We start from the raw sequence: 1,978 nt of genomic DNA, 5'->3' as shown, positions 1-1,978 counted from the left end.
GTCATCAGGCGGTCGCCGGCAAGGCGCTGAGCCGGGCGCGGGACGAAGGCCGGCCGGCGATCATCGCGACCTTCGATCCCCATCCGGTCCGCTTTTTCAAGCCCGATGTCGCGCCGTTTCGCCTGACAACGCTCGCCCAGCGCCAGCGGCTGTTTGCCGATGCAGGCGCGAGCGCGATGCTGGTGTTTCAGTTCGATGCCGGGCTGGCGGGAACGACGGCAGAAGATTTTATCAGCAAGCTGCTGGTCGATCGCTTTGGCGCGGCGGGCGTGGTGACCGGAGCGGATTTCACTTTCGGCAAGGGCGCGAAGGGCAATATCGACGTGCTGCGCGAGATTGGGGCGGTGCACGGACTGAAAAGCGAAGCGGTCAGCCCGATCGGCGATAGCGATGATGTGATCTCGTCGAGCCGCATCCGCGAGGCGTTGAAAGAGGGAAAATGCGAAGAAGCGGGCCGCCTGCTTACGCGTCCCTTCACGATCCAGGGCGAAGTCATCCACGGTGACAAGAACGGGCAGAAGCTCGGCTATCCCACCGCCAATATCGACATGGGCCATTATCTCCGCCCGAAATACGGAATTTACGCGGTCAAGGGCCGGCTGCCCAACGGGCGGGTGCTGAACGGGGCGGCCAATCTTGGCATTCGCCCGAGTTTTGATCCGCCGAAGGAATTGCTGGAACCCCATTTCTTCGATTTCAGCGAGGATCTCTATGGCCAGACGATCGAGGTCGAATTGCACCATTTTCTGCGCGGGGAGCAGAAGTTCGATGATCTCGAGGCGCTGAAGGTGCAGATGGCGAAGGATTGTGACAAGGCGCGAGAATTGCTGGGCTAGAATTCCTATAGTGGTGAGTCAGTGTGCCGATAGCCCTGAGCCTGTCGAAGGGCGCCTAGCGACGGCAGGCGTGGTTCGACAGGCTCACCACTAACGGCAAGCGGGTCCACTCCCTGCAGCAGACAGGGTCAGGGCCAACGGATCAGGACAAATTCCTTATACCGCAGTGCAAAAACCATGCTTGCGCAGACCCGCAACCTCCCCTAATCCCCGCGATCATGAGCGATCCCAAAGCAGATTATAAAGACACGGTTTTCCTGCCGAAAACCGATTTCCCGATGAAAGCCGGCCTTGCCCAAAAGGAACCGGCGATATTGGCGCGCTGGCAGAAGATTGGTCTCTATGAAAAGCTGCGCGAAGCCCGCGCTGGTCGCGAGAAATTTATTTTTCACGACGGCCCGCCTTATGCCAATGGCAACATCCATATCGGCCACAGTCTCAATAAGACGCTCAAGGATCTGGTGGTCCGCTCGCAGAATATGCTCGGCAAGGACGCGCCGTTTGTGCCCGGCTGGGATTGTCACGGGCTGCCGATCGAATGGAAGATCGAGGAGCAGTATCGCAAGAAAAAGCGCAACAAGGACGAGGTTCCGGCGAGCGAGTTCCGCGCCGAATGCCGGACCTATGCCGACAACTGGGTCAATGTGCAGCGCGAGGAGTTCAAGCGGCTCGGCGTGCTGGCGCAGTGGGACAAGCCCTATCTGACGATGGATTATGACGCCGAAGCGGCGATCGTTACCGAGCTATTGAAATTTGCCGAGGCCGGCCAGCTCTATCGCGGCGCCAAGCCGGTGATGTGGTCGCCGGTCGAGAAAACCGCGCTGGCCGAGGCCGAGGTGGAATATGAGGATATCGTCTCGACGCAGATTGATGTGGCGTTCGAGATTGTTGAAGCGCCCAATGCGCCTGACTTGGAGGGTGCTCATGCGGTGATCTGGACGACGACACCGTGGACGATACCGGTCAATCAGGCTTTGGCTTATGGGGCTGATGTTGAGTATGTAGTTTTTGCCATTTCCGACGAGGGAGATACTTCGGCAAAAGTAGATCAAAGATTTGTCGTTGCCAAGGACCTGCTTGATCAATTTCTACTGCGATTTCCGGCAGTAATTGGCGAAGAACCGCTGTCAGACAGCAAATAT

At 58.2% G+C, this 1,978-nt stretch carries 2 protein-coding genes; both read left to right on the top strand.

The features are described from left to right. A partial coding sequence (gene ribF / locus WBM93_RS09460; RefSeq protein WP_424431258.1) for a riboflavin biosynthesis protein RibF occupies window positions 1-836 on the top strand: 836 nt, incomplete at its 5' end. A gap of 218 nt (window positions 837-1,054) precedes the next feature. Continuing rightward, window positions 1,055-1,978, top strand: a 924-nt coding sequence (locus tag WBM93_RS09455) for a class I tRNA ligase family protein (RefSeq protein WP_424431256.1), incomplete at its 3' end; no start/stop codon positions are given.

The organism is Parasphingorhabdus sp. (genome assembly GCF_049667325.1).
GTDB lineage: Bacteria > Pseudomonadota > Alphaproteobacteria > Sphingomonadales > Sphingomonadaceae > Parasphingorhabdus.
Note: the sequence above shows the minus strand (reverse complement) of the source record. Positions and strands in the feature narration are given on the sequence as shown.